The following is a 25,015-nucleotide window of genomic DNA, read 5'->3' on the forward strand; positions in this document are numbered from 1 at the left end:
GCCAGCCCCCAAGCCCCCGAAGTTTATCCGGCAAGATGAAGGCGTGGGTCAGGTCTCGCTCAACATCTCTGCGAGCAGATCAAACACCAGGCGAATGCGTTTGCTTGTGTGCAGCTCGCGGTGGGTGACCAGCCACACCGGAAAGCTGAGGTCGGTGACGCCGTCCAGCAAACGGACGGCATCATCAAACTGGTCGCCGATGTGATCTGACATGGGAAAAATGCCAAAGCCTTTGCGCAACAGCTCCCATGTGGTGATCCCGCTGGTGGACCCGGTGCGCAGATGTGGGCGGCTTACGGGGATACCGTACTTGCCCATAGCCGCGACAAATGCGTCATCATCGGCCATGCTGATGAAGTCATGGTTTTTCAGATCATCAATCGTTTCGGGCATGCCGCGCGCCGCCACATAAGACTTCGAAGCATAAAGATGGGCCGATGAGTCGCCGATCTTGCGGGCAATCAGGTCGGGCTCTGTTGGCCGCACATGACGGATCGCAATGTCCGCCTCGCGTTTCAGGATGTCGCGGATGTCGTTGGCGGCAATCACGTCAACGCGTAGGCGGGGCGCAAGGTCGTGCAATTTCAGCAGGGTGTCGGGCAGGACATATGCACTCATCATGTCAGAGGCTGTTACGCGGATCGTGCCTTCCAACCCTTGGGTTCTGCCTTGTGCAATGACTGCGATGCGGGTGGCGGCATCTCCCATCTTGCGGGCTTCAACCAGCAGGTCGCGGCCCGCATCCGTTAGCGTCATTGCGCGGGATGTGCGCTCGAACAGGGCAAGCTGCAACTCGTCCTCCAACGCGCTGACTTGTCGCCCGACCGTGGGCTGCGTCAAGCCAAGTTGCCGTGCCGCTGCGGAAAGTGAGCCAGTCTCGGCGGTTGCCAGAAATGCGCGCAGATGCGCCCAATCAAATCCTTGATCCATGCAAATTCGTATACATCCCTTGCAGAATTCGTCAATTTATTGACCCGGCGGACACCCGTATATGCAGCTGTGAAGGAGATCTATGATGAAGCCGAATGCACAGTTCTGGGACAAGGTGGCCCTGAAATACGCCGCGCAACCCATCAGCAACCCGGATGCCTATGAGCAGACGCTCGATCGGGTTGTGTCTTACCTCAAGCCAACGGACCGGGTGCTGGAACTGGGCTGCGGGACGGGCAGCACGGCACTTAAACTGGCGCCGCATACCGGGTCGATCCTCGCCACTGACTTCTCCGAAGGCATGATTGCGCAGGCGGAGGCGAAGATGGGTGTGGACAACGTCCGCTTTCTGCAGGCCGATACGTTCAGCCCGTTGCTTGAAGATGGATCGTTCGATGTGGTCATGGGATTCAACCTGTACCACCTGGTGGAGCGCATTGACGAGGCGATGGCGCGCGTGCACGACCTGTTGGTTCCGGGTGGAGTGTTCATCTCGAAAACACCCTGCATTGGCGAGCGATCGCTCGGGTTGAAGTTCGGGCTTTTGAAACGGCTCATTCCGCTGATGCAGCTTGTTGGCAAAGCACCATTTGTCCGGTTCGAAACCATCGCGGGCCTTGAAGCGCGAATTGCCAACGCAGGGTTTGAAATCATCGAGACAGGAAACTATCCGCTGCGGCCGCCCAATCATTTCGTTGTGGCCCGCCGCCTTTGACCCTTGTTTTTGGCTGTGTCAAACGCAGGTTAGATGCAGCTGGCAACAAAGGAGCGCCGCGATGTTGAACGTATACCTGTCCGGGGAAATTCATACTGATTGGCGCGAGCAGATCGTGGAGGGCGCGCAGGGGCTTGATGTGACCTTTTCCGGGCCGGTGACGGACCATGCGACCAGCGATGATTGTGGCGTTGCTATCCTTGGAGCCGAGGACAGGAAGTATTGGCATGATCACAAGGGGGCGATGGTGAATGCCATCCGCACCCGCAAGGGGATTGCAGATGCAGACGTTGTCGTTGTGCGCTTTGGCGATCAGTACAAGCAATGGAACGCGGCTTTTGATGCTGGCTATGCGGCTGCGTTGGACAAATCCCTGATCATCCTGCATGGGCCTGACCACGCCCATGCCTTGAAAGAGGTCGATGCGGCGGCCCTGGCCGTGGCCGAAGAGCCGGGCCAGGTGGTGGATATCCTGCGCTACGTGCTGACGGGATCCTTGCCCGGATAAGTCGACGCGTGGCTCTGTTCCGGGCTTTTGGCCCGAAAGGCGCCCACCCGCCGACCCTTGGTCACGCTTGTCATGCTGCTGGTGCGCTCTTAGCCTTTTGTGAGGGAGGAGCACAGATGAAGTTCGACTACGTGATCGTTGGAGGTGGGTCCGCCGGATGCGTGATGGCGTCCCGGCTGAGCGAAGACCCTGCCGTGTCGGTGTGCCTGATCGAAGCGGGTGGGACCGGGCGCGACATTTTTGTCCGTGCGCCTGCACTGGTGGCTGGCATGATCTCTGGTCGTCCCAAGATCAATAACTGGGCCTTTCATACGGAACCGCAACCTGAATTGAACGGTCGACGTGGGTTTCAGCCGCGTGGCCGAACTCTGGGCGGGTCAAGTGCCATCAATGCGATGCTCTATGTGCGCGGACATCAGCGGGACTATGATGAATGGGCTGATTTGGGGGCTGAAGGCTGGGATTGGGACAGCGTCCTGCCCTATTTCAAGCGGTCCGAAGGCAATGCGCGCGGTGCCGACGATTTGCATGGGGGCGATGGCCCTTTGCAGGTGTCAGAGCAGTCCGAACCGCGTCGGATCACACATGCCTTTATCGAGGCCGGCGCACAGCAACAGTTGCGTGTAACAGAAGACTTCAACGATGCAGAACAGGCCGGTGTGGGCCTGTACCAGGTCACGCAGCGCCATTCCGGCCCCGCCAAGGGTGAGCGGTGTTCGGCGGCAGCTGCCTATTTACCAGATCAGGTGCTGGCACGGCCAAATCTGACGGTGCTGACCCGTGCCATGGCGCAGAGGGTGGAGATGGAGGGCACGCGTGCTGTAGGTGTCCGGATCAGGCATCAGGGCAAGATCAAGCTGGTGGAGGCGGGGCGCGAGGTGGTTCTGTGTGGCGGTGCATTTGGGTCGCCCCAGTTGCTGCTTCTGTCGGGGATTGGTCCGCGCGATGAATTGGTTGCCCACGGGATTGAACCCGTGCACGAATTGCCCGGGGTAGGACAGAACCTGCAGGATCATCTGGATTACATCCTGAGCTATCATTCAAAGCGCGACGACGTTGTGGGGCTGGGCCCCAAGGGGCTGATGGCGCTGGCCAAGGCGGGGTTGCAGTGGCGCAAGGATGGTTCCGGCATGTTCGCCTCACCTTTCGCGGAAGGGGGGGCATTCCTGCGCTCCGATCCGTCGGTCGACCGCCCTGACCTGCAGCTGCACTTTGTTGTGGGCATTGTGGATCAGCATATGCGGAAGATTCATGTGAAGTTTGGCTATTCCTGCCATGTCTGTGTGCTGCGTCCGCACAGTCGTGGTCATATCGGCCTGCAGTCTGCTGACCCGTCTGCACCGCCGCGGATTGATCCCGCGTATCTGACTGATCAGCGCGATCTCGACCTGATGATGAAGGGCGCGCGCCAGATGGAGGCTATTCTGACCGCGCCGCCGTTGGAGCCATGGCGTGGAAAGCAACTCTATCCCCATGATGGCAGCGACGCAGGGTTGGAGGCTGATATCCGTGCGCGCGCCGATACGATCTATCACCCGGTAGGCACTTGCCGGATGGGGCGGGATGAGATGGCGGTGACCGATCCTGCGGGTCTTGTGCATGGGGTTGAGGGACTGCGGGTTGTCGATGCTTCGCTCATGCCGCGTTTGATTGGCGGGAACACGAATGGCCCCACCATCATGATGGCTGAAAAGATCAGCGCCGGGATGCGTTTAGCCTGATCCAACGGGCGCTGCGCGACACCTTCCGTGATTGGGGGTCAGCCCCCAAACCCCCGAGGTATTTTCAGCCAGAAGAAGGGATCAGGGGCGGGGTGGAATGTTCTTGGCCTTGTCCACAGCGGGGCGCGCCATGAACCGGTCGAGGTAGGCCACAAGGTTCTTGTGGTCGTCCCAGCCGACACGTTCCTTGGTTTCGTAGAAGTTCAGGGCGTTCAGCCAGGGCGCGATTGCGATATCTGCGATTGAGTATTGGCCGGTGATCCAGTCCTTGCCCTCAAGTTCCCTATCGAGCACGCCAAGTAGGCGCCTGCTTTCGTCGACATATCGCTGTTGCGGGCGCTTGTCTTCCCATGCGCTGCCTGCGAATTTCACGAAAAAGCCCATCTGCCCCAGCATTGGGCCAAGCCCGCCCATCTGAAACATCAGCCACTGGATTGTTTTGGCTTTGTCGCTGGCGGTTTCTCCGATCAGTTTGCCGGTTTTTTCGGCCAAGTAGATCAGGATCGCACCGGATTCGAAAAGGCCAATGGGCGTCCCATCGGGGCCGTTCGGGTCGATGATGGTCGGGATCTTGTTGTTGGGGTTCAGCGACAGGAATTCGGGGCTTTTGACGTCTGCATCCGCCAGGGTGACCAGATGCGCCTCATAAGGGATGTCCATCTCTTCCAAGGCGATGGAAACCTTTATCCCGTTGGGCGTCGGAAAGGAAAACAGTTGCAGGATTGACGGATCCCGGGGGGTCCATTTCTGCGTGATGGGAAAGGCGCTGAGATCAGCCATGGGTCGTCTCCTTGAAATGATGGGTCCCAGATAGGCGAAATTCCCCCCCAAAATAGTCTTTGTGATGTGAGAAGATGTGTTAACCAGTGTTTGCACGCGCACATCAAAACAAAATAGAGCGTGCGGAAGCCAACAAGGGACTAAATATGCTAAACGAATTCAAAGATTTCATTGCCAAGGGCAATGTTATGGATATGGCTGTCGGGATCATCATCGGTGCCGCCTTTACCGCGATCGTGACGTCGCTGGTGGGTGACCTGATCAACCCGATCATCGGTCTGTTCACCGGCGGGCTGGATTTCACCAACAACTATGCCGTTCTGGCAGGTGATGTGGCAGAGGGCTCATCGCTGGAAGCCGCCCGCGAAGCCGGGGCAGCGGTTTTTGCCTATGGCGCGTTCCTGATGGCTGTCATTAACTTCCTGATCATCGCCTTCGTGGTGTTCATGCTGGTGCGCTATGTGAACAAAGTCAAAGCGGCCGCAGAAAAACCGGAAGAAGCTGCGGAGGAAGCCCCGGCAGGCCCGTCCGAACTGGATGTGCTGCTTGAGATTCGCGACGCCTTGGCCAAACAGGGCTGAGCCCGGAAACAAGATGAAACATGGCCGCCGGGTGTCACCCGCGCGGCCACTTTTTCATTTGAGGACGAGGTTTGGTGAAACCACGTCGATACCCAATGCCTTGCCAACCGCGTAGTAGGTCAGCTTGCCTGCATGCACGTTGAGACCAGCCATCAGGTGTGGGTCATCGGTGCATGCCTGGCGCCATCCTTTGTTGGCCAAGGCGAGCATGAACGGCATCGTTGCGTTGCCAAGCGCGATGGTTGATGTGCGTGCGACAGCGCCGGGCATGTTTGCAACACAGTAATGCATGATCCCGTCAACGTCGTAGATCGGATCATCGTGCGTGGTCGCGCGGGATGTTTCAAAACACCCACCCTGGTCAATGGCCACGTCGACGATTGCGGCACTCGGTTTCATTGTCGACAACTGATCACGTGTCACCAGCTTGGGTGCGGCTGCACCGGGGATAAGGACGGCTCCGACAACCATGTCTGCCTCGGCCACCAACTCAGCTGTATTTCCCGCGCTGGCGTAGCTTGTTTTGAACAAGCCTGAAAACACATCGTCGAGATAGCGCATACGGGGCAGGGACCGGTCCAAGACCGTCACGTCCGCGCCCATACCGGCAGCAACGCGCGCTGCGTGAGTGCCAACAACGCCGCCGCCGATGACGACAACCTTGGCGGGTCCTACACCAGGCACGCCGCCCATCAATACGCCGCGGCCACCATTGGCCTTTTGCAGCGTCCATGCGCCAACTTGCGGGGCCAGACGGCCCGCCACCTCGGACATGGGGGCAAGCAATGGCAGGCCGCCAGCGGGGTCCGTCACTGTTTCATAGGCGATCGCCGTGCAACCGGATTCGAGCAAGTCATGGGTTTGCTCGGGATCGGGGGCCAAATGCAGGTATGTGAACAGAAGCTGCCCTCCGCGTAGCATCTTGCGTTCGACCGCTTGGGGTTCCTTTACCTTCACGATCATGTCTGCAATGGCAAAGACCTCCTCCGCCGTGTCCAATACCTGCGCGCCTGCTGCGATATAGTCAGTGTCTTCGAACCCGGCACCTTTCCCGGCACCAGCCTGCACGCTGACGGTATGGCCATTGGCTACAGCCTCGCGCGCAGCATTTGGGGTCAGGCCAACGCGGTACTCTTGGGCCTTGATCTCAGTTGGGCATCCGATGTGCATAACAGTTTACTCCTCCAGTTACGTGTAGAGTCGCGCAATTGGCTTGCAATTGGACACGAGAAATGGATCGTGTTGGTGCGCAAACATCGAAGAACTGTGCGAACTTATGCTTTTTTGACGAAGGATCCTGCATGTATGGTACTTGACTCAACAGATCGCCGTATCCTGTCTGCGTTGCAAAAACAGGGGCGCATGTCGAATGCGGACCTGAGTGAAGCGGTGCATTTGTCTCCATCCGCATGTCACCGGCGTGTGCAGCGGCTCGAACAGGCGGGCTACATTCGGGATTATGTTGCCTTGCTCGATGCACGCAAAATGGGTGTGCCGACAACCGTTTTTGTCGAGATCACGCTGCAGGGTCAGGCCGACGAAGTGCTTGACGCTTTTGAAAAAGCAGTCGCACGCATCCCGGATGTGCTAGAGTGTCATCTGATGGCAGGTACCGCGGACTACATCCTCAAGGTAGTAGCAGAAGGGACTGAGGACTTCGCACGCATCCACCGTCAATATCTCGCGCGCTTACCTGGCGTGGCACAAATGCAGTCAAGTTTTGCACTTAGAACTGTTTTTAAAACAACGGCTTTGCCGGTCTGACCTGCACCGCGACATAGCGCCACTATTTTGGCTGTCGTCATACAGCGGTGATGTTCATCAGGCACGCACACGGAGGGCGCGAATCGCCGCAATCCAACTACTATATTTGGGAGTTCACGATGAAAGACGCAGATACTCAGGACTTGTCCTTTGACGATTGGGACGAGCTGACATTTCCACGTAAGACGACTCAGGGCTTTGACGAGGTTGTAGAGCGCGCAATTTCGCGACGCGGTTTTCTGGGGGGCGTGGTGGCCTTCGGGTCGGGTGCGGCAGTGATGGGCACCAGCATGCTCAAGGGCACGACAGCCATGGCCGGCCAAACTTCGCGTTTTGCCTTTGAACAGCTCCCGATACAGACCGACGGCACCGTACATGTGCCTGAAGGATACTCGTGGGACGTACTCGTCCGTTGGGGCGATCCGTTGTTCTCGGACGCACCCGCATTTGATCCGGCGAACGGCGTACCTGTGGAAGGGTCTGACCGCGTCTTCGCTGAAAACACCGACGGGATGCATCTCTTTACCGTGGGCAACAAGCAGATCCTCGCGGTCAACAACGAGTATGCCAACCGCAAAACCAACCTGCCCAACAACGCAGACGGCGTGCCTGCCTCGGCAGACGATGTGCTGATCTTCCAGAACCTTCAGGGTGTTACCATCATGGAAGTCGCCGAAGGCCACGATGGCTGGGGGGTCGTGGTGGACAGTCCCTACAACCGCCGCATTACGCACAACACGCCGATGACGCTGGACGGTCCTGCAGCCGGTCACGACTTGCTCAAGACCGAGGCTGACCCCACAGGCACGGCGTCTCTGGGCACCATGAACAACTGCGGTTCCGGCCCGACCCCGTGGGGCACCTATCTGACTTGCGAGGAAAACTTCAACGGCTACTTCGGTGCGACAGGCGACATGCCGTCTGACGAGACCACTGCCGCAGGCTTTGCGCGCTATGGCGTTGGTCCGGACGGGTGGGGATATGACTACCACAAGTGGGACGCCCGCTTTGATGTCAGCCAGAACCCGAATGAACCGCATCGTGTGGGCTACGTGGTTGAAATCGACCCAACTGACCCCGATGCCACGCCCGTGAAGCATACTGCGCTTGGCCGCTTCAAGCACGAGAACGCGGCCTGTGCCCTCGCACCCGATGGCCGCGTTGCCGTCTACATGGGCGACGATGAGCGGGGCGAGTTCATGTACAAGTGGCTGTCGCGTGACGTGTATGTGCCGGGTGGTGACACCTCGACACTGTTGAGCGAAGGGCAGCTTTATGCCGCCAAGTTCAACGACGACATGACCGGCGAATGGGTGGCGCTGACGCCCGATGCCACCGGCATGGACGAGGCGCATATCGCGATCTTCACCCGCACGGCCGCCTCGGCGGTTGGGGCCACAACGATGGACCGGCCCGAATGGGTGGCCGTAAACCCAACGGCGGTCGAAGCCTATTGCTGCCTGACCAACAACAAGAACCGTGGTGTGAAGCCGAACGCCGGGGGGGATGACACCTCGGCCAATGGTCCCAACCCGCGGGACGCGAACAACTTTGGTCAGATCGTTCGGTGGCGTCCCCACGGGGACAACCATGCCTCCAACACCTTTGACTGGGATCTGTATGTGATGGCAGGCAACCCCATGACTCAGGAAGGTGCCTACAAAGGGTCGTCCAACGTCAACGAAGGCAATCTTTTCAACTCGCCCGATGGCATGGTCATCGACACGACTGGCCTGATTTGGATCCAGACCGATGGCGATGACAGCAATGAGGGTGAGTTCGAAGGCATGGGCAATAACCAGATGCTGGCGGGCGATCCGGTGACGGGTGAAATTCGTCGCTTCCTCACCGGTCCCAACGGCTCTGAAGTGACGGGCCTGACCTGGTCAGCCGACCGCCGCACGATGTTCGTGGGTATCCAGCATCCAGGTGCACCATTCCCTGATGGCGACGGGTCGTTGCCCCGCTCAGCCATCGTTGTCGTCAAACGTGACGACAACGCTCTTGTCGGCTAAGCCGTATTGAGAACGGATCGGCGGGACCAAGTTAAAACGTGGTCCCGCCTGCATTGTGAGCTGTGCCAGCTCGGTTCGGACTCTCGGCAGACACGGATACCTACTGATTCAGCCAGGGTGCCGATGTGTCCCAAAAAATGATGTCCACCCCAAGATGATCATCGGCAAAATGACGAAAATCGTCCTCTGAAAACGGAGCGCCGGTTTGTGGGTTCGTATACGTCATCGTTGGCTTCTGCACTGCCATCGCCACAAGGGGCAGCTTTTCCCGATACTCATTGAAGAACCCATATGAGTTTTTCATCTGCGCTTTTTTGAACGGAATGATGTCAGGTCCGCCAAGCCCAAAGCCGATATCAGATGCGGTTTCGAACGTCTGTGACATGTAACCGTGATCATCGGCCCACTCGCAGGGCCAGAAGTTCACATATTGAACCACATGGGATTGCTTGAATGCCTCCCGCGCAAAACGTGCAGTTTCCAGTTGAGCTTCAAAGTACAGATCACAATTGAACCCAGCTTCTGTCTCATCTGACACGTCGATTGCCGATTCAGGAAGATTGAGACCATAGATACGCCCATCAAACTGATGTGCCAGTTCAGCAATCAGTTGCTGAAACCGTTCGCGGACGGCTGGGTTCCATTGCTTTGCAACCCACCCCTGACCGACCGGTTTGCCTTCGCCCGCGTTGTCGTACTGTCGGACAAGGCCGCCTTCGTATTCCGGGTCCTGCATGAGATAGTCCGGAACGTTTTTCGCAGTCGGCAGGAAAAAGCGATCCTGGAGCTGAACAAACAGCTTCTTGTCGAGCGCGGTCAGGGTTTTTAGATCCTCCTCGATCTTGCTGAAATCATAGACGCCTTTCCGCGGTTCAAGCTGTTTCCACGGGTATACAACCTGAACGCCCTCGATATCCGGGCGGCTGGCAAAGCTGAGATAATCTGTAACGGCATGTCCGCCGATAAAGACGAAATCGGACTGACTTGTTTCGGCGTACACGCCGTGCGCGCCGCAAAGGAGCGTTGTGAAGAGGAGCGTTCTGAAGCGTGAGAGTGTCAAATGTGGCCTCATCTGATGAAGTCTTCACAATCGGTTTCGACTAGAAGAACGTTTCGATGGATGGTGTGACTCCACGACTGACGGATCATCAGTTGCGGAAAAAGGATGTCGAGTATGGAAATCGGCACCGCGCAAATTTGCGCTTCGCCTAAAGAGACGCTAACCCCGCCAACGCGCTAGGACAAACATCAGAACGTTGTATGGGCGAACATCCGCAGAGTGCTGTGACTCCGTGGCTTTCCATAATGCTCGTGACAAACAAAAAACCCCGCAGCCGGGCGGCTACGGGGTTCTTGAATTCATCAGCTCTCGCTTACGGCTTAAAGCAGCCCTTCGCGTTGTGCTTTTTTCCGAGCCAACTTACGGGCCCGGCGGATCGCTTCAGCTTTCTCGCGCGCTTTTTTCTCGGACGGCTTCTCGAAATGTTGCTTCAGCTTCATTTCACGGAACACGCCTTCGCGCTGCAGCTTCTTTTTCAGGGCACGAAGCGCCTGATCGACATTGTTGTCGCGAACACTAACCTGCATGTGGTTGTCACCACCTTTCTAGATAAGAGTTGCAAGGATTTGCAGGAAATGTGCGCTTAGCAAACCGTATGCGCTTTGTCCAGAGTGCGGTTGGCTGATCAGAACAGGAAATCGTTGGCCTGCAAGGCATCGATGTCCACGTTTAGGAGGACCATGGTGTTCCCATCATGATCATCGATCACAGCATTGTCGGCGACTTGCCGTAAGTGGCCACCGTTCTTGAGGTCGTTGAACGATGTGATTTCCGATGCGGACCGCAAGTTGATGACATCTGACTGTGAGGTGAAGTTGAAGTCTCTGACCGTATCTCGACCGACGGAAAAGACAAAGACGTCGTTCCCGGCACCACCGACAAGCCAATCGCGCCCGTTCCCACCGTCCAGCGTATCACGACCCTCGCCGCCAACCAGAACGTCGTTTCCGCCGTCACCCGACAGACGGTCGTTGCCTTTGGCGCCCATAAGGGCATCATTACCATTGCCACCATTTAGTATATCAGCGCCTGTACCACCATTCAGCCGGTCGTTGTCGGCTCCGCCGCTCAAAGTGTCGAAGTTGTTTCCACCCTGAATAGTGTCATTCCCGTTGCCGCCCTGAATGTTGTCGCGGCCACTTCCACCCAGCAGAACGTCGTTGCCATTCTGACCGCGCAGTTGGTCATTACCAGCGCCGCCGTCCAGCCGGTCATTTCCGTTTCCGCCAACCAATACGTCATTGCCCGCGGTCGGACCCGGATTGGTTGGCGGTTGTGGTGCGCCGGTGTCCAGTTGGACCGGCGCAGATGTTCTGGCGAAGTTCTGCGTCACATAAACAGCGTCATAGCCGCGCCCATCACCTTCCTCGATCCCGATGCCTATCAGTTCGAAATCGGGATTCAGGATGTTGGCGCGGTGGCCCGGGCTGTTCATCAGTGAGTTGTGCAGATCGATAACGTCGTCAGAAATGCCGGGGGCGCCCCGTTCGGATTGGAAGGCGATGTTCTCGCCCCAAGTCCAGTTGCCGGAAAAGTTGAAACCGGCATCACGCATGCGATCGCCAGGGTCGGACTGGTTGATGCCGGTATGACTGAAATTTCCGGTTTGATCCATCCAGTCACTGTGATCCTCACTGGCGTCGTTCAGCCGCCGTTCGAGGGTCAGCGGATCAAGCCCGCGTGACGTGCGCTCTTGGTTGATCAGGTCAAGCATCTGGCGTTCAAACGTGCTTGCAACAGACATGGGTCTTCCTTTCTTGGATGTGTCGTGCTGCTTTGTGTCGGAATGGATGCAGTGTGCGGCAAGCAGGCAGGCAGATGCTGAAATTTTCAGCAAATCGGCGCGTAAACATGGTTCCGGAGCGGCGGCGATCCGCGGTCTGTTCCGGCCGGTGTTTCAATCGGCCAACTGATGCCGTCGTATGGGGCTCTATGCGGCGCAACACTGCTTGGGTGGAGGCCATCGGGATGCGACCGCACGTGCACTTGTCCAGTTACATGCCCAGCTCTACGTTTTTCGTATGACCGATTCACCACAAGATTTGACTGACGTGCTGTTGGACGCTGCCTTGATGCACGTCCCGTTTGATGGCTGGTCAGATGTCACATTCAAGGCTGCTGCGCTTGATGCGGGTGTAGATTTGACATTGGCTCGCGCGGTCTGTCCGCGCGGCGCGGTTGACCTGGCGCTGGCCTACCACGTGCGTGGCGATGCCGCGATGATCGAACGACTGCAGTCAGATGATCTTCCCGACCGTTTCCGCGACAAGATCGCCGCCGGTGTCCGTTTTCGGATCGAGGCGGTTACGGACAAGGAAGCCGTGCGACGGGGCACGACCCTGTTTGCCCTTCCGATTTATGCCGCAGACGGTGCAAAAGCGATCTGGGGAACGGCAGACAAGATCTGGGCGACCCTCGGTGATAGCTCAGAAGATGTGAACTGGTACACCAAACGCGGGACGCTTTCCGGCGTTTATTCCGCTACGGTGTTATACTGGCTGGGTGACGACAGTACGGACAATCAGGCTACGTGGGCGTTCTTGGACCGACGCATCGATGACGTAATGCAGATTGAGAAGGCTAAGGCGCAGTTGCGTGAGAACAAGCTGCTATCGGCCCTCATGACGGGACCAAACTGGGTCCTGAACCAGATCAAAGCTCCGGCGGGTGCGTCCGATAGTGACCTGCCTGGCACATGGTCATCCCCGCGCAACTGACCAGGTCACAATCGCCGCCACCTGAACTGCAACGACGACAAGATTTGTCAAAACCACCGGACTTGCCATTCCCAGAGCAACGACCGTTGCAAGCTTGTAGGTGATCTGAACACCGAACAATGCCAAACTCATTGGCACAGCCCAGTGATGATGTGTCAGGTTCAGGGTGATGAGCACCGCAGTTGCAACAGCGATGGCAATATAGATGCAGATGAGGATGCGCCGCGCATCCGTATCTGGGCCAAACGTTCCATCCATTGTCCCTATGATGAACCCGGCGATCACCGGGATCAGGATCAACAGGTTCAATCCAAGCGCGGCAAGAAGCATGTGGGTTCCTTTCCCTATCCATGCCGGGATACGGTGTGCAAAAGGAAAGGGATCAGAATGGCTCAGGACATGCGCGCTGTCGAAATCACCAAACCAGGCGGGCCGGAGGTGCTGCAGCTCGTCACTCGTCCCCGTCCCGGTGCTGGTCACGGTGAGGTGGTGATTGAGGTGGCCTGGGCTGGTGTCAACCGACCCGACGCGCTCCAACGGGCCGGCCTCTACAACCCGCCACCCAACGCAAGCGACCTGCCGGGTCTTGAAGCGTCGGGCACAATCGTCGAAGTCGGTCCGGGTGTCAGCGGCTGGGCTGTCGGGGACAAGGTCTGCGCCTTGCTGCCGGGTGGTGGCTATGCCGAGTATGTTGCAACACCTGCCGCCCATTGCCTGCCGGTTCCCGACGGTATGGGGCTCAAGGAAGCCGCATGTCTGCCCGAAACCTATTTTACAGTTTGGTCCAATGTGTTTGTCCGCGGTGGTCTTACCGGCGGCGAGCGCTTCCTGGTGCATGGTGGTTCGTCCGGGATTGGGACAACCGCAATTCAATTGGCCAACCATTTTGGCGCGCGCGTGTTTGCCACGGCCGGATCCGAAGAGAAATGCCAGGCCTGCCGCGATCTTGGGGCCGAGGTGGCCATCAACTACCGCGAAGACGACTTCAAGCAAGTGATGAAGGACGAGGGTGGCGCGCATCTGATCCTCTGCATGGTCGGCGGAGCCTATATCGCCCGCAACCTGTCCGCTTTGGCAGATGACGGGCGGCTGGTGCAAATCGCGTTTCTTCAAGGGCCCAAGGCCGAGGTCAACTTTGCCCAGCTCATGACCCGCAGGTTGACCATGACGGGCAGCACACTGCGACCGCAAAGCGATCTGGCGAAGGTGCGGATTGCTCAAGACCTGCGTGAAGCCGTATGGCCACTACTTTCAGCCGGCCGGATCAGCCCGGTGATGGATTCTGAGTTTGCGCTGGAAGATGCGGCGGGTGCGCATGCCCGCATGGAAAGTTCCGGCCATATTGGGAAAATCGTGCTTGAGGTCGGAGGCGGGTAGGAACTGATCCAAAGGCCGCCTGTCGGCGGCGCCACTGTCCAGGGGGCTCTGCCCCCGTCCTTCGGACTCCCCCGTGGTATTTTCAGTCAGAAGAAACAGAGTATAAGGTTAACGTGCCTATCTGTCCTCACGGTACAGGCTGTGGAGCCGATGACCGTGTCAGGAGAAGCGCTCGCTTCCCTCTTTCGCCCGTAGTGCTCACATTGGATGAGTGGCGCGGGCGTTCTTGTTTCTTCTGACTGGAAATACCACCGCCGGAGGCTCCGACATCTTTCACCAGCCTGATGGCTGGAAATGATTTGATCAGGCCTCCTTGAATACAAGAGCGAATCGAGACATATGTGTCTCATGCGAGACATAAACGTATCAACCGTAGATCATATCCTCGAAGCGGCCTTTGAGGTCTTCAGCCAAAACCCTGGCGCGTCATTGGCGGATATTGCAAAGCAGGCCGGTGTTGGCCGCGCGACGCTGCACCGTCATTTCGCGGGCCGCGATGATCTAGTGGTTGAACTGACCCTGACGGCAGCCAAGGAATTGGATGCCGCGGTGGAAGAGGCCACGGTCCACTGCCAGACTTACGCCGAAGCGCTGGAGGCGGCCCTCAACGCCATTCTTCCGCTGGCGGCCCGGCACATGTTCCTAGCCACGGAACCCGCCAGCCACGACCCGCGCGTGGCCGAGGTCTATGCCACCCAAAGCCGCGATCTGGCCCATGACATCGACATGGCCAAAGCCGAAGGCGCGTTCGATCCACATGTCCCAACGGAATGGATCGTGCAGGCCTATGAAAACCTTATCTACGCTGGCTGGGCGATGGTCGCTGCCGGCGATGCAACTCCGAAACAGGCCGCTGCCCTGGCCTGGCGCACCCTGACACAAGGAACCCGCCCATGAGTCCCGACAGTCTCGAAACCCTCGGCACCCAGATCGATGAGGTTTTCTTTTTCATCGGCATTGCCATTCTGTTGATTGAATTGGCCGAAGTGCTGTTCAAGGGCAGCCACAAGGGCCGTACCATCGCCGAAATGTTGGTGAGTGCCAGCACGCAAATCCCGTCGATTGCCGTGCAGATCTTTGTTCTGACCAGCGCCTACATCATCTACTACATCTTGGCCGAAATCGCCCAGCCGTGGCAGATTCCACTAACCTGGTGGGGCATTCTTTTGGCAGTGATCGCTGCCGACCTGACCTACTATTGGGAGCACAGGATCGCGCATGAGGTGCGCGTGCTCTGGACCCAACACGCGGTGCACCATTCTTCGCGTGATTATAATATCATCACGGGTATCCGTTTTGGTCCGCTCGAAGGGGTTTGGAGCCTGATCGTTCATATCCCCTTAGTCTTTCTTGGCTTTTCGCCCGAGATGATTTTTTTCGGCATCATTGTGGTGCTGGCCTACCAGACCTGGATCCATACCGAGCTGATCGGCAAGATGGGGTGGTTCGATAAGGTCATGAACAGCCCGGCCAACCACCGCGTCCACCACGGCTGTGACGACAAGTACATCGACAAGAACTATGGCGGCATCACCGTGATCTGGGACCAGCTCTTTGGCACCTATCAGGCGGAAGAAGAGACGCCACGCTATGGCCTCAAGCGCGACTTCGACAGCCGCAACCCGATCCGCGTCTGGTTCTCGGAACTGCCCGGACTCTGGCACGATGTGGTCAATGCCCGCAGCTGGGGCGAGGCATGGCGCTACCTGATGCGGCCCCCAGGCTGGCAGCCCTCAGCGGACAGGCGTGAATAACGCATCCTTCGCGCGACAGTCCCGCACCACATCCTGTCCGCACGGGACCGGGTCAAGATCGCGGGACAGGCATATCCGGGCTTCCTGGATATGCCCTTCGCGGCAGGTGATGGTCACGCCATCAGGCTCCAAACCCGGATTGGATTGAAGGAACGCCTCTTCCACCACGGATGCTGGCAGCTTCACCGTTTTGTCCAGTTTGCGGAACACAGGCGGGCGCACCACCCGGCCATAGGCCTCGCGCGACAAAGCGTAGTAGGCTGAGGCCGAGAGGCCGGAACACACCCCATGCTTCTTCCACTGATGCCAGGCCAAACCGGATGTACCCATGATATCAGCCATGTCGCGGGTCATCGCACGGCTGGGCGGACGCTCGGCTGTCTGACAGTACTCTGGCCAGCCGCGATGATACTGCGGCCACAGCCCGTGCAGTATCCACCCGTGATCATGCCGCGCGTCACACTGATCCGACCCGCGCGCATCGCCCTCGTAAGCGCACCAGTTCGGCGACCAGCTCAGGGACAGGACGTAATAGTCAAATTCCCCCGACCGATCCTGCGCCCAGGCCCCCGCTGCCAGAGCCAGCCAAATCAAAACAACACGCATCAGGCTTCCCTTTTCCCGTCGATCCGACTATATCGCCTCCAAGTTCCCCCACAACGGAAACCCGCCTTGGACCCCAAGGCCGCCTTTTCAGGCGACGGGAAAGATATGCATAGGAGCATGTGACAATGGCAAAACCGATCATGGCCAAGGCCACCGCCGTCTGGCTGGTGGACAACACGACGATCAGCTTCAAGCAGATCGCGGACTTTGTCGAAATGCACGAACTGGAAGTGCAGGGTATCGCGGATGGCGATGTGGCTGCGGGTGTCAAAGGCTTTGATCCCATTGCCAACAACCAGCTCACGCAGGAAGAAATCGACGCTGCCGAACAGAACCCGCTGCACAAGCTGAAGCTTAAATTCAACGCCGCCGCCGTGGGCGAGGAAAAGCGCCGCGGCCCGCGCTACACACCCCTGTCCAAACGTCAGGACCGCCCGGCGGCGATCTACTGGCTGGTCAAGTTTCACCCCGAACTGAGCGACGGCCAGATTTCGAAACTCGTGGGCACGACCAAGCCGACCATCCAGTCGATTCGCGACCGCACGCACTGGAACATCTCGAACATCCAGCCGGTGGACCCGGTAGCCCTTGGTCTGACCAAGCAGTCTGAACTGGATGCCGCCGTGCAGAAAGCCGCCGCCAAGAAAGCGGCGGAGGGCAGCGTGATGTCCGATGACGAACGTCGCAAGCTGGTCAGCACTGAACAGTCTCTGGGCATGGAAGCCGAACCCAAGATCCCGACAGCCATCGAAGGTCTCGAAACCTTCTCACTGGCCGACGATGACGAAGATGACAGCGAAGACGAAAGCACGCTCGTCGATGCGGACAGCTTCTTCAACCTGCCTAAGGGCGACGGCGAAGAAGACGAACAGCCCTAAATTCGGCCCTAAGTCTATGGTCAGGGCAGCAGCTGTCCTGGCAAGACCTCCGACATGTGATCGATGAACGCCCGCACGGCCGGGCGCATCAACCGGCGCGATGTAAACGCCAAGTGCACTGGCGCGCGGCGCATATGCCACCCAGGCAGCACCCGGCGCAGCGACCCATCTGCGACCGCAGGGGCAGCCACGATATCGGGCAGGACCACCACCAGGTCCGACCGAACCGCCGTTTCCAACAACAGCCACGGGTTCATTGCGATGATGCGGGGCTGGACCGAAACCTCGTGCACATGCCCCTCAGGCGATGTGATGCTCAGGCCAGGGGTTGCCGACATGCCCGGATGCATCAATCCGACGGGGCAAGCTGCCAGATCATCCAGGTTTGCGCACGCAGCGGCTTTCGATCCGCAAAACAGGCTGGCAAAGACCGTGCCTAACGGTTTCGCGATGATTTCATCACTTTCGGGTGGGCCAACCCGCACAACGGCATCGAACCGTTCTTCGATCAGATCGACATGGCGGTCTGATAGGTCCACCTCCAACGCGCAATCGGGATAGGCCGCCAGAAACCCGGCCGCTGCCGGTGCCAGCAAAGCCTGACCAAAGATGGTCGGCGTGCTGATGCTGACCGTCCCGCTTGGAACAGCGCGTAACCCATCTATGGTCAGTTCTGCCGTCTCGGCCGCTGCAACCATGCGCTGGGCCTCGTGGGCTGCGACCTCACCGGCCTCGGTGATGCACACTTTACGTGATGTGCGCTCGAACAACCGCAATCCGGCCCGCTCTTCCATTTTGGCGATCCGGCGGCTCACGGTTGTTGTCGGCACCTTCAACACCCGCGCGGTGCCAGCAAAACTGCCGCTTAAACGCAATTCAACCAGAATGCGCGCATCTACCAGATCACTGATGATCATCCCATTTCCGCCATCGCTGCATTCCGAATTTGTCCAATTGTTTCAATGCGATCCCGGGCCATGTCATGGCGCGGCGGGGCCAAGCCGTTGGTGGCACGGACCCGCCGGCCAATTCAAGACTGAACCCAGGAGAGACACAAAATGGCACTACCGACTTCCGATCTGACCCCCGACAATTGCGTGTTTCTAATGATCGACCACCAGGTTGGGCTGATGCAATTCCTGCCGTCGATCGACCCGCTCCAACTCAAGAACAACATCCTCGGCCATGCCCGCACGGCCAAGGCGTTCGACATCCCCGTGATCATGGGCACCAGCTGGCCGGACGGCCCAAACGGACCAACCATGCCTGAGCTGAAAACGCTGTTCCCGGATGTGAACGTGATCGACCGGCCCTTCGTGAATTTCTGGAAGGACGACACCTCGCGTGCCGCGGTCGAGGCCACGGGGCGGCGCAAGCTGGTCATCTCCGGCCTCGCAACCGAAGTATGCGCTGCATTCCCGGCCATTTCAGCCCTGCGTGACGGCTACGAAACCTATGTCGTTCTGGACGCCTGCGCCGACTTCAACCCGATGATCCAGCAGGTTACAGCTCAACGGCTGGCAGCCGCCGGAGTGATCGTCACCACATGGGTCGCCGTACTGGCAGAGCTGGCCTCGAACACCGAGGTCAATGGCCAGCACATCGGGCGGTTGCTGGGCGATCACATGGGCCAATACTACGCCGCGATGAACAATTTCCTCGGAACCGCAACACATGCAGATGCTGTGCGCGAAGGGGTTGGCTTGACGGGCAATCCGCCGATCCCGGCTATCCTCGACTGACTGTTCCGACCTTGCGTTCCTGGCGGGCGCGCCTACGATTGGCGCGCTCGTATCCATGTCCCGCAAAGGCGTTTCCAATGAACCAATACGCTCAGGTCGAGGGCGACAGCCCCGCCAACATCATCTGTGATCTGCGCAGCGACACCGTTACGCGGCCCGATGCTGCGATGCGCAAGGCGATGGCCGCGGCGGACGTGGGCGATGATGTCTTTGGCGATGATCCCACCGTCAACCGGCTGGAAGCAACGCTTGCCGAGCGGCTCGGCAAAGAGGCGGGATTGTTCCTGACCTCCGGCACGCAAAGCAACTTCGTGGGCATGTTGGCGCACTGCGCGCGGGGCGAAGAGATCATCACAGGCCGCCCCTACCATATCTATCGTTACGAGGCGAAAGGCGCCTCCGTTCTGGGGGGCATAGGGTTTGAGGCTTTGGACGTCGCCGAAGACGGTGCGCTGAACCCCTCCGAAATCACCGCAGCGGTGAAAGAGGATGATCCCCACATGCCGATCACCCGGCTTCTGGGGCTCGAAAACACCCACAACGGCATGGCAATTCCGCTCACCCGCTTGGGCGAGGCGGTGCAGGCAGGCCGCGATGCAGGTCTTGCCGTGCATCTGGACGGCGCGCGCTATTTCAACGCCGTGGCCGCGCTCAACTGCCCCGAAACCGCGCTGGCCGACATGTTCGACAGTGTCTCGATCTGTTTGTCCAAAGGGCTTGGCGCGCCTGTTGGGTCTGTCCTCGTCGGTCCGCAGGATCTGATCGACAGCGCCCGCCGCTACCGCAAAATGTTAGGCGGCGGGACACGGCAGGCCGGTATCCTTGCCGCCGCCGGCCTTCACGCGCTGGATCACAACACCAACCGCCTGACCGAAGACCACGCCCGCGCCACCGCCCTCGCCGACGCCTTGCGGCCCTATGGAGATGTCCAACAGGCCACCAACATGATCTTCTTCACGCCGCAGGGCGGCGTCACGGCAGACCTGCCGCGCCACATGGGCGCCCATGGTGTACAACTGACTGGGGCCATCGGCACAACACGGCTGGTGCTACACAAGGATGTCACTGACGAGGGGCTTGAGGCTGCGATCACAGGATTCCGCAGCTATTTTGAATAGATGCGAGGGCGCGACCCGGCAAAGGTTACCACCAGAGCAGCAGAGGTGATTGCAAACACGCCCAGCAATCCGGCAACGCCTGGCAAAACTGAAAATAGGATCAGGTCAAAACCCAAAGCCCAGATCAAACCGGTGAAGTCAAAGGGGGCCAGTGTGCTGACGGGCGCGCGGGCCACCGCTTCGTTTCCGGCAATATGCGCGACACCGCCAATCACGCCGGCCAGAACCAGCCAACCCAGCAGTTCCATGTCCAATGTCACCCAGCCAAAGGGCAGGGTCGCCAGACCAATGAACGTCGACACAACAGCAAAGTAGAAGGCGATCGTCGATGCTCGCTCGGTTTGCGTCATTGTCTTGGTGTGCACCCGGACAAAGGCCATCGTCACGGCATAGACCAGACCAGCAGCCACCCCGATCAGAGCCCCTTCTCCTGGTCGTTCAAACGCGTCCCATAGCAGCAATACGACCCCGCCAAAGCCCAGGGCGATTGCGAGAAAAACTGCGTTTGTCAGTCTCTCCTTCAGCATGATTGCGGCCAGCGGCAAAACCAGCACGGGGGCGAGGTAAGCCAGCGCTTGGGCATTCGCAACGGGCAGATAGGCCAGAGACAGAAAGGACAGGGCCATGGAAAACGCGCCAAATACGCTGCGCGTGACATGCAGCCTCGGGCGGTTTGTCCGCAACCCGCTGGGAAATTCGCCCAGCCACATCATGTACAGACAGATCGGGATCAGCGCTATCGAGGACCGCCAGAACATGATTTGCCCAATGGGCACAGTGTCAGCGGCACCATGAACCGCTGCCGACATGGCGGTCATAAGGAATGCTGTCAGCAGGCGCAGCCCAACACCCTGCAGAAAGCTCTTGCGAGATGTCATGAATGTTGGTTTTGACAAAGAGCGGGCACAGGCTAGAGCGCCTTGCGTGCTTGCAGGGCGGCGGTGATCGTACCGTCATCCAGATAATCCAGTTCGCCCCCGATCGGCACGCCTTGCGCAAGCGATGTCAGTTTGACTCGTCCTTCCAGCTGATCGGCGATGTAGTGGGCGGTGGTCTGGCCATCGATTGTTGCGTTCAGGGCGAGGATCACCTCGGTGATACTCTCGGTTTGCACGCGGTCAATCAAACGCGGGATGCGTAACTCATCTGGCCCGATTGCATCCAGTGCCGACAGCGTTCCGCCTAGCACATGGTAGCGTCCCTTGAATACACCCGACCGCTCCATTGCCCAAAGGTCAGACACGTCTTCGACAACGCAAATCTCTGAATTCGCCCGTTTTTCCGAGGCGCAAATATCGCAGATGTCGTTTGTGCCGACATTCCCGCAATTCAGGCATTCGCGGGCCGTTGTCGCAACGGTTTGCATCAAGTCAGCCAAAGGGGTCATCAACAGTGCCTGCTTGCGGATCAGGTGCAGCACCGCCCGTCGGGCAGAGCGCGGTCCCAGACCCGGCAGCTTGGCCATCATCTCGATCAGGTTGTCTATGTCTCGGGTGCTGCTCATTGGCTTGATCCTATTGCGAATGTTGCAGAACAAAAAGGGCCTTGTGTGGTTCACGAGTTCGCAAGGAAATGCCCGTAGCGTTTGCCAAAATCGGCAATGAAAGCGGGCAAATGCGGCGTTTCCTCTCTCCACTTGCACAGGCAGTGATTGCGCTTGTGTTTTGGCAAAGTATGGCACTGGCGTGCGCCTACCCGGTCCCGCTGCGGGTGGCCAATGGGACGCTCCTTGCCATTCTTGATGCGGGCGGAAACGTGTCCAATCACCAGCGGGATCGTTTGGCGCGCGCGATGGCACAGATCGCGCCGGATGTCGTGAAGCGGACCTTATCCGACGAGGCACGGCGCCGTGACGCCCGTGCCGCCCACGCCGTGATCGACACGGCCCTCGCCTTGGCAAATGGCCGGGGCATGACAGTGGATGAGGGATTGCGTGATCAGGTTTTTCGACTGGATCAGGCAGTAGATGCGTCCTGTTCGGGCAGCAATAGTGCTGCCAGCGGTGAGGAGGACGCACATAGTTCAGAGCATGGTGTGACGCGGCAAACGGGTGGGGGTGGAAGGGCCCTCACCTTTCGAGAGGGTGTCGCGAGGCTGAGCCTGACGTTCACCCTCTACATGGTGTTTTTGGCATTCTTGTTCGGGTTGCGCAGGCATTTTCGCCAGCGCGCGGCCGATGCCGAGGAAACATCCGATCCTCAGCAAGTGGAGGATATCAAAGCGTCCTAGAACGGCAGTTTCATACCTGGGGGCAGACCCAGACCTTCGGTCAGCTTGCCCATCTCTTCCTGCGCGCGTTCTTGTGCCTTGGCCTGAGCGTCCTTGATGGCGGCAAGGATCAGGTCTTCGACAACTTCCTTGTCATCGCCATTGAATATGGATGGATCGATGTCGAGTGCAGTCAGTTCACCCTTGGCCGTCGCCGTCGCCTTGACCAAGCCCGCGCCGCTTTCGCCTGTGACCATGACGTTGTGCAGTTCGTCCTGCATCTCGGCCATCTTGGTCTGCATTTCCTGGGCTTTCTTCATCATCCCGGCCATATCGCCGAGTCCGCCAAGTCCCTTGAACATTTAGGTCTCCGATCCGTCTGGGCCGCTGGTTCGCGGCTTCGTACACAAAACAATCCCGACACATATCGCAGCGACGGCCACAATGAACAAGGTGGGTGGACCAACACAGCCCTCAACCATCGCCAGCGCCCGGACACCCGTTGGGTCTGCCATGGTGATGACAGTAATGAAAACGGTCCACAGGATCACCGCGACCAAGCCAATCCACTGGTGGCGAAAACGCAGTGCGACAAGCGACAGCAACAGTAGCGCGACACCCGCGGGTGACAGAAACAGATTGGTCGCTTCGCCGATCGCACCCACCGGTGCGCCATCCCAGCCGGGACGTTCCTTGTCGCACACCCCGGCCCACCCGGTGTTCGGAAAAAAAGCCGCAGCGAGTCCAAGGCCGTAACCTTGTCCCCGCGGGGACAGAAGGCCCATCAATCCTCTTCGAAGGGGTCCCATTCGTCGTCCACTTCCGGCAGCGCTTCGATATGAGCCTCTTGTGCGATCTCCTCGGGTGTGCGGATTGCGGTGATCTTGGCCTTGGGAAATTGCTCCATGACAGCCTGCACCAAAGGGTGAGCTTCGGCCTTGGATTTCAGTTCCAGATCAGCTGCATCTCGAACTTCTGCGATAGTCTTTCCACCGCCGTCACTGACAATCGACACCCCCCAACGGTTGCCAGTCCACACTTGCAACCGGGCACTAAGGCGTTGTGCCAGATCGCGCGGTGCGTCCTCGGTTGGCTCAAACTCGATCCTTCCGGGTTGATAGGCCGCGAGGCGAAGTGTCGTTTCCACTTCGACCAAAAGTTTCACATCTCGGTTCGACCGGATCAGCTCAATCACATGCTCAAAGGTCGGATAGCGGGCAAGGGCCTGTGCCGGGTCTTGCGCCAATGCGGTTGCTTGCCCATGGGATGACGGGTTCGCAGCCATGCGGGTCTGCGCCTGCTGTACTGCCTGAGCGCCGGATGACGTGCCCGCGCCCGTTGCGCCGCCATTCCCGATCGACGCGGCTGGTGGCGGGCTGTCCTGCAGCTTTTTCACCAGATCACCGGGGCTGGGCAGGTCGGCAACATGAGTCAGCCGGATGATCGCCATCTCGGCCGCCATCATTGCATTGGGTGCGCTGGCCACTTCGTCCAGCGCCTTCAGCAGCATCTGCCACAAGCGCGTCAGCACGCGCATCGGCAGGGTTTCGGCCATTTGCAGGCCCCGGCTGCGTTCGTCCGGCGAAATGGTTGGGTCGTCGGCAGCCTCAGGCGTGATTTTCACGACCGAGGTCCAGTGCGTGATCTCGGCCAGGTCGCGCAGCACCGCCATGGGGTCTGCCCCATCGGCATATTGTGCGCCCAGCTCGGTCAGCGCTCCCGCCGCATCGCCCCTGAGGATCATGTCGAACAGGTCCAGCACCCGGCCCCGGTCGGCCAGACCCAGCATGGCGCGCACTTGGTCGGCGGTTGTTTCGCCAGCGCCATGAGAAATGGCCTGATCCAGTAGCGAGGTCGCATCCCGCGCCGATCCTTCAGCGGCGCGTGTGATCAGGGCCAGCGCGTCATCCGCGATCTCGGCCCCTTCTGCCGTGGCGATCTTGCGCAACAAGGCGATCATCACCTCCGGCTCAATCCGGCGCAGGTCAAACCGCTGGCAGCGGGACAGGACAGTCACGGGGACCTTGCGAATTTCGGTTGTCGCAAAGATGAATTTCACATGCGCGGGCGGCTCTTCCAGCGTCTTCAGCAGCGCGTTGAACGCGCTGTTGGACAGCATGTGCACCTCGTCGATGATGTAGATCTTGTAGCGCGCAGATGCGGCCCGGTAGTGAACGGAATCGATGATCTCGCGAATGTCATTCACGGATGTGTTCGAGGCAGCGTCCATCTCAAGCACGTCGACATGGCGACCTTCCATGATCGCCACACAGTGCTCGCATTGCCCGCACGGTTCGGTTGTCGGGCCGCCTTTGCCATCAGGGCCGATGCAGTTCATGCCCTTGGCGATGATACGCGCTGTTGTCGTCTTACCGGTGCCACGAATGCCAGTCATGACAAAGGCTTGCGCAATCCTGTCCGCTTCGAACGCATTTTTCAGCGTGCGCACCATGGCGTCCTGACCGACAAGGTCAGCAAAGGTTTCGGGCCGGTATTTGCGGGCCAGCACCTGATATTTCTGGGTCTCTTCTGACATGGGCC

At 58.9% G+C, this 25,015-nt stretch carries 28 protein-coding genes; 14 read left to right on the top strand and 14 right to left on the bottom strand.

Features of this window, described 5'->3' with window-relative positions; genetic code table 11:
• Positions 1–48: 48 nt before the first annotated feature.
• Positions 49–930 (bottom strand): LysR family transcriptional regulator, encoded by an 882-nt coding sequence (locus IE087_RS04595; protein ID WP_189368076.1) that lies wholly within the window; start codon positions 928–930, stop codon positions 49–51.
• Between the two features lie 82 nt (positions 931–1,012).
• Between IE087_RS04595 and IE087_RS04600 the strand changes: the two genes are divergently transcribed.
• The 3 genes from IE087_RS04600 (at position 1,013) to IE087_RS04610 (ending at position 3,874) form a co-directional block, all read left to right on the top strand.
• Positions 1,013–1,645, top strand: coding sequence for a class I SAM-dependent methyltransferase (locus IE087_RS04600; protein ID WP_308425424.1), 633 nt, complete (start codon positions 1,013–1,015; stop codon positions 1,643–1,645).
• Between the two features lie 61 nt (positions 1,646–1,706).
• Positions 1,707–2,153: a YtoQ family protein gene (locus tag IE087_RS04605; RefSeq protein WP_189368078.1), complete on the top strand. Its 447-nt coding sequence runs from the start codon at positions 1,707–1,709 to the stop codon at positions 2,151–2,153.
• 116 nt (positions 2,154–2,269) lie between these two features.
• A complete protein-coding gene (locus tag IE087_RS04610) occupies positions 2,270–3,874 on the top strand; it encodes a GMC family oxidoreductase (protein ID WP_189368079.1) in 1,605 nt (534 codons plus the stop codon).
• 81 nt (positions 3,875–3,955) lie between these two features.
• Here the strand turns inward: IE087_RS04610 and IE087_RS04615 are convergent, their stop codons facing one another.
• The gene (locus tag IE087_RS04615) at positions 3,956–4,654 is read right to left on the bottom strand and encodes a glutathione S-transferase family protein (protein WP_189368080.1); all 699 of its coding nucleotides are present in this window, start codon (positions 4,652–4,654) and stop codon (positions 3,956–3,958) included.
• Positions 4,655–4,800: 146 nt separating this feature from the next.
• Here IE087_RS04615 and mscL point away from each other — a divergent pair, with 146 nt between their 5' ends.
• The gene (mscL, locus tag IE087_RS04620; RefSeq protein ID WP_189368082.1) at positions 4,801–5,235 is read left to right on the top strand and encodes a large conductance mechanosensitive channel protein MscL; all 435 of its coding nucleotides are present in this window, start codon (positions 4,801–4,803) and stop codon (positions 5,233–5,235) included.
• 54 nt (positions 5,236–5,289) lie between these two features.
• Here the strand turns inward: mscL and ald are convergent, their stop codons facing one another.
• The gene (gene ald / locus IE087_RS04625) at positions 5,290–6,405 is read right to left on the bottom strand and encodes an alanine dehydrogenase (RefSeq protein ID WP_189368083.1); all 1,116 of its coding nucleotides are present in this window, start codon (positions 6,403–6,405) and stop codon (positions 5,290–5,292) included.
• A 135-nt stretch (positions 6,406–6,540) separates the two neighbouring features.
• Here ald and IE087_RS04630 point away from each other — a divergent pair, with 135 nt between their 5' ends.
• Entirely contained in the window at positions 6,541–6,999 is a 459-nt protein-coding gene (locus IE087_RS04630) for an Lrp/AsnC family transcriptional regulator (RefSeq protein WP_189368343.1), read from the top strand.
• A gap of 119 nt (positions 7,000–7,118) precedes the next feature.
• Complete coding sequence (locus IE087_RS04635; protein ID WP_189368085.1) at positions 7,119–9,014, top strand: PhoX family protein; 1,896 nt, start codon at positions 7,119–7,121, stop codon at positions 9,012–9,014.
• 100 nt (positions 9,015–9,114) lie between these two features.
• On the opposite strand, the gene IE087_RS04640 is transcribed toward IE087_RS04635, so the two are convergent.
• The 3 genes from IE087_RS04640 to IE087_RS04650 all read right to left on the bottom strand — a co-directional run bounded on the left by IE087_RS04640 (position 9,115) and on the right by IE087_RS04650 (position 11,818).
• Positions 9,115–10,014 (bottom strand): hypothetical protein, encoded by a 900-nt coding sequence (locus IE087_RS04640; RefSeq protein ID WP_229801261.1) that lies wholly within the window; start codon positions 10,012–10,014, stop codon positions 9,115–9,117.
• 380 nt (positions 10,015–10,394) lie between these two features.
• Positions 10,395–10,601, bottom strand: a complete 207-nt coding sequence (gene rpsU / locus IE087_RS04645) for a 30S ribosomal protein S21 (protein WP_005614280.1) — start codon at positions 10,599–10,601, stop codon at positions 10,395–10,397.
• 98 nt (positions 10,602–10,699) lie between these two features.
• A complete protein-coding gene (locus tag IE087_RS04650) occupies positions 10,700–11,818 on the bottom strand; it encodes a CAP domain-containing protein (RefSeq protein ID WP_189368089.1) in 1,119 nt (372 codons plus the stop codon).
• Positions 11,819–12,095: 277 nt separating this feature from the next.
• Here IE087_RS04650 and IE087_RS04655 point away from each other — a divergent pair, with 277 nt between their 5' ends.
• Complete coding sequence (locus IE087_RS04655; protein ID WP_189368091.1) at positions 12,096–12,791, top strand: COQ9 family protein; 696 nt, start codon at positions 12,096–12,098, stop codon at positions 12,789–12,791.
• On the opposite strand, the gene IE087_RS04660 is transcribed toward IE087_RS04655, so the two are convergent.
• Positions 12,774–13,121 (bottom strand): hypothetical protein, encoded by a 348-nt coding sequence (locus tag IE087_RS04660; protein ID WP_189368093.1) that lies wholly within the window; start codon positions 13,119–13,121, stop codon positions 12,774–12,776. The two genes, IE087_RS04655 and IE087_RS04660, sit on opposite strands and share 18 nt — an antisense overlap.
• Before the next feature lie 57 nt (positions 13,122–13,178).
• Here IE087_RS04660 and IE087_RS04665 point away from each other — a divergent pair, with 57 nt between their 5' ends.
• From IE087_RS04665 to IE087_RS04675, 3 genes are all read left to right on the top strand, one after another.
• Positions 13,179–14,168 carry an NAD(P)H-quinone oxidoreductase gene (locus IE087_RS04665; protein ID WP_189368094.1) on the top strand — a complete coding sequence of 330 codons (990 nt, stop codon included), beginning with the start codon at positions 13,179–13,181 and terminating at the stop codon, positions 14,166–14,168.
• Between the two features lie 348 nt (positions 14,169–14,516).
• Positions 14,517–15,065, top strand: a complete 549-nt coding sequence (locus tag IE087_RS04670) for a TetR/AcrR family transcriptional regulator (protein WP_189368096.1) — start codon at positions 14,517–14,519, stop codon at positions 15,063–15,065.
• Positions 15,062–15,922, top strand: a complete 861-nt coding sequence (locus IE087_RS04675) for a sterol desaturase family protein (RefSeq protein ID WP_189368098.1) — start codon at positions 15,062–15,064, stop codon at positions 15,920–15,922. The genes IE087_RS04670 and IE087_RS04675 overlap by 4 nt, the downstream gene beginning before the upstream one ends.
• Here the strand turns inward: IE087_RS04675 and IE087_RS04680 are convergent.
• Positions 15,902–16,528 (bottom strand): ribonuclease T2 family protein, encoded by a 627-nt coding sequence (locus tag IE087_RS04680; RefSeq protein WP_189368100.1) that lies wholly within the window; start codon positions 16,526–16,528, stop codon positions 15,902–15,904. The two genes, IE087_RS04675 and IE087_RS04680, sit on opposite strands and share 21 nt — an antisense overlap.
• 125 nt (positions 16,529–16,653) lie before the next feature.
• Between IE087_RS04680 and IE087_RS04685 the strand changes: the two genes are divergently transcribed.
• Complete coding sequence (locus tag IE087_RS04685) at positions 16,654–17,406, top strand: DUF1013 domain-containing protein (RefSeq protein WP_189368102.1); 753 nt, start codon at positions 16,654–16,656, stop codon at positions 17,404–17,406.
• A 20-nt stretch (positions 17,407–17,426) separates the two neighbouring features.
• Here the strand turns inward: IE087_RS04685 and IE087_RS04690 are convergent, their stop codons facing one another.
• Complete coding sequence (locus tag IE087_RS04690; protein WP_189368103.1) at positions 17,427–18,323, bottom strand: LysR substrate-binding domain-containing protein; 897 nt, start codon at positions 18,321–18,323, stop codon at positions 17,427–17,429.
• A gap of 141 nt (positions 18,324–18,464) precedes the next feature.
• Here IE087_RS04690 and IE087_RS04695 point away from each other — a divergent pair, with 141 nt between their 5' ends.
• Positions 18,465–19,148, top strand: a complete 684-nt coding sequence (locus tag IE087_RS04695) for an isochorismatase family protein (RefSeq protein WP_189368104.1) — start codon at positions 18,465–18,467, stop codon at positions 19,146–19,148.
• Positions 19,149–19,225: 77 nt separating this feature from the next.
• On the top strand, positions 19,226–20,266 hold the full coding sequence (gene ltaE / locus IE087_RS04700) for a low-specificity L-threonine aldolase (RefSeq protein ID WP_189368105.1): 1,041 nt from the start codon (positions 19,226–19,228) through the stop codon (positions 20,264–20,266).
• Here the strand turns inward: ltaE and IE087_RS04705 are convergent.
• On the bottom strand, positions 20,254–21,144 hold the full coding sequence (locus IE087_RS04705; RefSeq protein ID WP_189368106.1) for a DMT family transporter: 891 nt from the start codon (positions 21,142–21,144) through the stop codon (positions 20,254–20,256). The two genes, ltaE and IE087_RS04705, sit on opposite strands and share 13 nt — an antisense overlap.
• 32 nt (positions 21,145–21,176) lie before the next feature.
• Entirely contained in the window at positions 21,177–21,770 is a 594-nt protein-coding gene (gene recR / locus IE087_RS04710) for a recombination mediator RecR (protein WP_189368107.1), read from the bottom strand.
• Between the two features lie 110 nt (positions 21,771–21,880).
• Here recR and IE087_RS04715 point away from each other — a divergent pair, with 110 nt between their 5' ends.
• Positions 21,881–22,495 carry a hypothetical protein gene (locus IE087_RS04715; protein WP_189368108.1) on the top strand — a complete coding sequence of 205 codons (615 nt, stop codon included), beginning with the start codon at positions 21,881–21,883 and terminating at the stop codon, positions 22,493–22,495.
• Here the strand turns inward: IE087_RS04715 and IE087_RS04720 are convergent.
• The 3 genes from IE087_RS04720 to IE087_RS04730 are packed head-to-tail and all read right to left on the bottom strand — an operon-like array spanning position 22,492 to position 25,010.
• On the bottom strand, positions 22,492–22,836 hold the full coding sequence (locus IE087_RS04720; protein ID WP_189368109.1) for a YbaB/EbfC family nucleoid-associated protein: 345 nt from the start codon (positions 22,834–22,836) through the stop codon (positions 22,492–22,494). The genes IE087_RS04715 and IE087_RS04720 overlap by 4 nt on opposite strands.
• Complete coding sequence (locus IE087_RS04725) at positions 22,837–23,259, bottom strand: hypothetical protein (protein WP_189368110.1); 423 nt, start codon at positions 23,257–23,259, stop codon at positions 22,837–22,839. It lies immediately after the preceding gene.
• On the bottom strand, positions 23,259–25,010 hold the full coding sequence (locus IE087_RS04730; RefSeq protein WP_189368111.1) for a DNA polymerase III subunit gamma/tau: 1,752 nt from the start codon (positions 25,008–25,010) through the stop codon (positions 23,259–23,261). The genes IE087_RS04725 and IE087_RS04730 overlap by 1 nt, the downstream gene beginning before the upstream one ends.
• Between the last annotated feature and the right edge of the window lie 5 nt (positions 25,011–25,015).

Origin of the sequence: Tateyamaria omphalii (genome assembly GCF_014651375.1) — a bacterium.
Lineage (GTDB): Bacteria > Pseudomonadota > Alphaproteobacteria > Rhodobacterales > Rhodobacteraceae > Tateyamaria > Tateyamaria omphalii.

Excerpts from the sequence above, each read along its gene's own strand:
- IE087_RS04595 (WP_189368076.1), bottom strand. The coding sequence starts at position 930 with ATGGATCAAGGATTTGATTGGGCGCATCTGCGCGCATTTCTGGCAACC.
- IE087_RS04600 (WP_308425424.1), top strand. The coding sequence starts at position 1,013 with ATGATGAAGCCGAATGCACAGTTCTGGGACAAGGTGGCCCTGAAATAC.
- IE087_RS04605 (WP_189368078.1), top strand. The coding sequence starts at position 1,707 with ATGTTGAACGTATACCTGTCCGGGGAAATTCATACTGATTGGCGCGAG.
- IE087_RS04610 (WP_189368079.1), top strand. The coding sequence starts at position 2,270 with ATGAAGTTCGACTACGTGATCGTTGGAGGTGGGTCCGCCGGATGCGTG.
- IE087_RS04615 (WP_189368080.1), bottom strand. The coding sequence starts at position 4,654 with ATGGCTGATCTCAGCGCCTTTCCCATCACGCAGAAATGGACCCCCCGG.
- mscL (WP_189368082.1), top strand. The coding sequence starts at position 4,801 with ATGCTAAACGAATTCAAAGATTTCATTGCCAAGGGCAATGTTATGGAT.
- ald (WP_189368083.1), bottom strand. The coding sequence starts at position 6,405 with ATGCACATCGGATGCCCAACTGAGATCAAGGCCCAAGAGTACCGCGTT.
- IE087_RS04630 (WP_189368343.1), top strand. The coding sequence starts at position 6,541 with ATGGTACTTGACTCAACAGATCGCCGTATCCTGTCTGCGTTGCAAAAA.
- IE087_RS04635 (WP_189368085.1), top strand. The coding sequence starts at position 7,119 with ATGAAAGACGCAGATACTCAGGACTTGTCCTTTGACGATTGGGACGAG.
- rpsU (WP_005614280.1), bottom strand. The coding sequence starts at position 10,601 with ATGCAGGTTAGTGTTCGCGACAACAATGTCGATCAGGCGCTTCGTGCC.
- IE087_RS04650 (WP_189368089.1), bottom strand. The coding sequence starts at position 11,818 with ATGTCTGTTGCAAGCACGTTTGAACGCCAGATGCTTGACCTGATCAAC.
- IE087_RS04655 (WP_189368091.1), top strand. The coding sequence starts at position 12,096 with ATGACCGATTCACCACAAGATTTGACTGACGTGCTGTTGGACGCTGCC.
- IE087_RS04660 (WP_189368093.1), bottom strand. The coding sequence starts at position 13,121 with ATGCTTCTTGCCGCGCTTGGATTGAACCTGTTGATCCTGATCCCGGTG.
- IE087_RS04665 (WP_189368094.1), top strand. The coding sequence starts at position 13,179 with ATGGCTCAGGACATGCGCGCTGTCGAAATCACCAAACCAGGCGGGCCG.
- IE087_RS04670 (WP_189368096.1), top strand. The coding sequence starts at position 14,517 with ATGCGAGACATAAACGTATCAACCGTAGATCATATCCTCGAAGCGGCC.
- IE087_RS04675 (WP_189368098.1), top strand. The coding sequence starts at position 15,062 with ATGAGTCCCGACAGTCTCGAAACCCTCGGCACCCAGATCGATGAGGTT.
- IE087_RS04680 (WP_189368100.1), bottom strand. The coding sequence starts at position 16,528 with ATGCGTGTTGTTTTGATTTGGCTGGCTCTGGCAGCGGGGGCCTGGGCG.
- IE087_RS04685 (WP_189368102.1), top strand. The coding sequence starts at position 16,654 with ATGGCAAAACCGATCATGGCCAAGGCCACCGCCGTCTGGCTGGTGGAC.
- IE087_RS04690 (WP_189368103.1), bottom strand. The coding sequence starts at position 18,323 with ATGATCATCAGTGATCTGGTAGATGCGCGCATTCTGGTTGAATTGCGT.
- IE087_RS04695 (WP_189368104.1), top strand. The coding sequence starts at position 18,465 with ATGGCACTACCGACTTCCGATCTGACCCCCGACAATTGCGTGTTTCTA.
- ltaE (WP_189368105.1), top strand. The coding sequence starts at position 19,226 with ATGAACCAATACGCTCAGGTCGAGGGCGACAGCCCCGCCAACATCATC.
- IE087_RS04705 (WP_189368106.1), bottom strand. The coding sequence starts at position 21,144 with ATGACATCTCGCAAGAGCTTTCTGCAGGGTGTTGGGCTGCGCCTGCTG.
- recR (WP_189368107.1), bottom strand. The coding sequence starts at position 21,770 with ATGAGCAGCACCCGAGACATAGACAACCTGATCGAGATGATGGCCAAG.
- IE087_RS04715 (WP_189368108.1), top strand. The coding sequence starts at position 21,881 with ATGCGGCGTTTCCTCTCTCCACTTGCACAGGCAGTGATTGCGCTTGTG.
- IE087_RS04720 (WP_189368109.1), bottom strand. The coding sequence starts at position 22,836 with ATGTTCAAGGGACTTGGCGGACTCGGCGATATGGCCGGGATGATGAAG.
- IE087_RS04725 (WP_189368110.1), bottom strand. The coding sequence starts at position 23,259 with ATGGGCCTTCTGTCCCCGCGGGGACAAGGTTACGGCCTTGGACTCGCT.
- IE087_RS04730 (WP_189368111.1), bottom strand. The coding sequence starts at position 25,010 with ATGTCAGAAGAGACCCAGAAATATCAGGTGCTGGCCCGCAAATACCGG.